This window comes from Sinomonas sp. G460-2 (assembly GCF_047759905.1).
In the GTDB taxonomy this organism is placed as follows: Bacteria; Actinomycetota; Actinomycetes; order Actinomycetales; family Micrococcaceae; genus Sinomonas.
Map to the genome: position 1 here is coordinate 1 of NZ_JBKZWT010000532.1, position 1417 is coordinate 1417.

Consider the following 1417-nt stretch of genomic DNA (forward strand, 5'->3'; position numbering starts at 1 on the left):
CCCGTGCCGACCCGGGTCCGCTCCCGCGGCCTCTCCCGGTCGAAACTGCCGAGGACGGCGGGATGCCGCCCAGCAATCTGGGGACCTGAGTGGAGAAAACAGAGCGCCCCCGGTCCTCGGACCGGGGGCGCTGCTCACCTTGAAACCAAGGCTAAAACGTGGAGCCTAGGGGATTTGAACCCCTGACCTCTTCGATGCGAACGAAGCGCTCTACCAACTGAGCTAAGACCCCGTGGTGCTTGGTGCGGGTTCAACCTTACTGGGCTGCGGGCCTCAAAACAAATTCGCGGGGCCCTCCTCGCGGCCCGCTAGCCACTCGCTGAAAGTGATCGTTCCGAACTCTGTTCCGGGCGCAAGATTGCGCTCCTCGGAGAAGTATCGGCCGAACGTTCCGGGCAGCGGGAGCTCGAGAACTCGTGCCCGCGATCCCGTCGCCTCGCGCCACTCGTCGGCGAAGTCCCGCACCGGCCGCGTCTCGGGGCCGCTGACAGTCCGCAGCGAGTGTCCCGAGAACTCCTCGGACGCTGTGTCCACGAGCGCCCGCGCGACGTCCCGCACGTCGATCGGCTGAAGCCTGGCCGCGCGCACTGACGGTACGATCCGCAGGCGCTCGGTGGAGCGGAAGATCGAGTCCAGAAGCGAGTGGAACTGGGCGGCGCGGACGATCGCGGTCGGCAGCTTCGCCTCCCGGTACACGAACTCCTTCGCGGCCTTCGAGCGGTAGTACCCGATGGGGAGCTCGTCGCACTGGGCAATGGAGAGCATGACCGCGCGCCGGACCCCTGAGCCGTGGGAGGCCGCGAGGAGCCTCCGGCCCGCCTCGGCGAATCGCTTCTGGGCGGCGCCCCCGCGGCCCTCGAGGGTGTCCACGACGACGTCCACCCCATCGAGCGCGGCCGCGAGCCCCTCCCCCGTGGCCGCGTCCGCTGACAGGTATTCGACGCCGTCGAGCGCCGCGCTGGGCGGCGGTGCCTTGCGGCTGAGGGAGCGGACCGAGAAGCCCCGCGCGAGCGCTTCGCGGACCACGGCGGATCCTGCTTGACCTGTGCCGCCTGCGGCCAGGAGAACCGTCATGGCTCGAGCCTAGTCCGCCCCTCGTGGCGGCCGGAAACCGCTCGGCGGCTAGGCCCGGCGGCGCTGGAGGACGGCGTCGAGGTTGCCGAGGGCACCGCGGGCGGCAGGGCGCGGAACCGTCGGGACTCCCGGGGCCGGGGTGGCGTCCGGCTTGGGCTTGAGCGTGACCTTGGTGGCCGGCTTGGGCTGCTCCGGGGCGGCAAGGGGATCTGGGGCGTTTCGCTCGGCCTTCGCGGAGTCGACGTAGGAGGGCTTCGGGAGATCGACGGGCTTCCACTCAGGCCCGTGCTCCGCGCCGTCCATGCCCGCGGCCTCCGAGGCAGTCTCTTGCGCCGCGCGAGCG

The 1417-nt window shown here is 70.8% G+C and carries 1 protein-coding gene, 1 tRNA gene and 1 pseudogene; all 3 read right to left on the minus strand.

What is annotated here, in order from left to right; all coding sequences use genetic code 11:
• Positions 1–159 precede the first annotated feature (159 nt).
• Positions 160–232 (minus strand) — tRNA-Ala (locus ACLN58_RS22200).
• Between the two features lie 41 nt (positions 233–273).
• On the minus strand, positions 274–1074 hold the full coding sequence (locus ACLN58_RS22205) for an SDR family oxidoreductase (protein WP_415857372.1): 801 nt from the start codon (positions 1072–1074) through the stop codon (positions 274–276).
• Between the two features lie 48 nt (positions 1075–1122).
• Positions 1123–1417, minus strand: a pseudogene (locus tag ACLN58_RS22210) (hypothetical protein); the annotation flags it as partial.